Annotated in this window: 1 protein-coding gene; it reads right to left on the reverse strand. The window is 66.5% G+C overall.

Annotated features, from left to right (window positions below):
* Window positions 1-6: 6 nt before the first annotated feature.
* Window positions 7-2,112, reverse strand: coding sequence for an ISAzo13 family transposase (locus FLX08_RS39660; protein WP_142625397.1), 2,106 nt, complete (start codon window positions 2,110-2,112; stop codon window positions 7-9).
* Between the last annotated feature and the right edge of the window lie 46 nt (window positions 2,113-2,158).

A 2,158-nucleotide genomic window follows, 5' to 3' on the forward strand; every position in this document is an offset into this window, starting at 1 on the left:
AAAAGATCAACTTGTCGGTGTGTCGCGGTCGTTTGGCACTGCGGCGAGCAGATTTGCTGCAGTGCGGTATCGGATTGGCGCGTCGGGGGGAATGTGGCCTGCTTGCTGGAGCAGGGGACGGGTTTCGCGGATGACGTTGCCGATGGACGATCTGCTGACATCGCCTAGAACGTCGGCCAGGACATCCATCGTGCAGAGTTTCCGCTGGTAGAGAATCGTGAGCACGACCCGTTCGCTGTTGCTGATCTTCTGGGGGAAGACGCCGGATCGGGTCCCGGGCTGGCGGTGCCCGCCCCGCCGCTGGTAGCCGAGGCGCTCGCCTTGAGCGACCTGTGCTGCGGCGAGGCGCTGGATGAGGAGACGGAGTTCGTCGCGGCTGATCCCGGTCAGAACCGGATGGGATAGTTGATCGATGATCACGGCTCGTGCGGGGCGCTGGCCGGTGTCCAAGAAGCCGAGGAGAGCGGCGGGTTTGGCGAAGCGGACCTGAGCGGCTCCGGCGTGGTGGCCGTGGTCTTCCAAGACTCTGCGGGTCTCCTTCACCAGGTCGGCGATGCAGACGTCGGTGACCTCCAGAAGGTCGGCCAGGACCTTCATGGAACAGACCTGCCGCTGGTAGAGGAGCGTGAGCAGGAGGCGGGCGGCGGCGTCGAACAAGGGCTTGGCGCGGAGGTTGCCGGTGGCGCGCCGAGCTCGGCCGCCGCGTTGCCGGCTGTGCCGTTCCTGGGTGCGGGCGGCCTGTGCAGGCGCGAGCGCGGTGGCCAGCTGGCGTAGTTGAGGGGTGCTCATGCCGGTCAGCCGCGGATCGGCCAGACGCAGCAGCATGGCCTGGCGCCGCTGCGCGGGTCCGTCGCCCTCGCTCACCGGCTGGGACGTGGCCGGGTCGTCGGCCATTACTGGGCGCAGGGTGTAGTTCCAGGTGCCGTGGGTGGCGTGTCGTTCCAGGGGCAGGGCGGCGAAGCGCTCCTTGCTGATCGCGACACCGGTCGGGTAGTCGCCGGTGTCCAAAACCGCCTCCACCCGCAGTCCGGTACTGGTCTGGGTGGAAGCGATGGTGTTGACCACTACGTCATGACTGGTCAGGGGCCTGCCGCGCCAGTTGAGGGTGATGTGGGAGAACAGCCGGTGCTCGATCTTGTTCCATTTGGAGGTGCCGGGCGGGAAGTGACAGACCGTGATCACCAGCCCGGTCTCGGCGGCCAACGCGGCCAGTTCGCTCTTCCAGACCCGATAACGGTAACCGTTGGAGCCGCCCGCGTCCGCAGTGATCAGTAGCCGTGAGGCGGACGGGTAGTCGTGGCGTCCGCGCGCTTTCCACCAGCGGCGGATGGACTCCACCGCGAACACCGAGGTGTCATGGTCGACACCGACGTTCACCCAGCCGGTGTTGGCCGTGATGTCGTAGATCCCGTACGGGATCGCCTGCTCGACGTCCGGACCGGAGAAGAAGAAGTGGTGGTCTTCGACCTCGATCGGCTCGCCCCTGGGGCGCCACTCGCGTCCGGTCATCGGGAGCCGGCCCAGCTGTTCCCGCTTCTTGGTGTCCACGCTGATCACCGGCTCGCCGTCAGCCTGATGGGCTTTGACCTGCTCGTTGATATAGCGGAACTGGGCGTCACGGTCGGGGTGCTGGGCGCCTTCGAGGGTCTTGACGTTGGCTTGCAGGCTGAACCCGGCCGTCTTCAGCAATCGTCCTACCGTGGGCGCCGATACACCGTGTCCTTGCCGGGTCAGCTCGGCGGCCAGGTGGCGTAGCGACTTGGTCGTCCACCGCAGCGGGGATTGCGGGTCGCCGCGCTCATCCGGCTCCACCAGCCCCAGCAGCGCCGTCAGGACGGCCGGATCGTCGTCTTCAACACGCTTGCGACCACCCCCGGATCGTCGGACACGACCTGCCGGAAGCGGCTTCCGGCCTTCTTCCAGCTCGAAGATGCCGTTACGGACGGTCGTCTCGCTGACCCCAGCGGCCTGAGCGACAGCCCGCACCCCACCGTGTCCCAGCAGCCGCGCCTCGGTCGCCAGCACCAGCCGATGCTGTCGTTCGTTCAGATGCGGGCGTAATGCCTCGAATTTCCGCGCGAGTTGGCCGCGGACCTCGCTGGAGATCGCCATACCATCTCAACGAGCCGAAGATCACGAAGCAACGCCTTATTTCTTG

This window comes from Microbispora hainanensis (assembly GCF_006874475.1).
In the GTDB taxonomy this organism is placed as follows: Bacteria; Actinomycetota; Actinomycetes; order Streptosporangiales; family Streptosporangiaceae; genus Microbispora; species Microbispora hainanensis.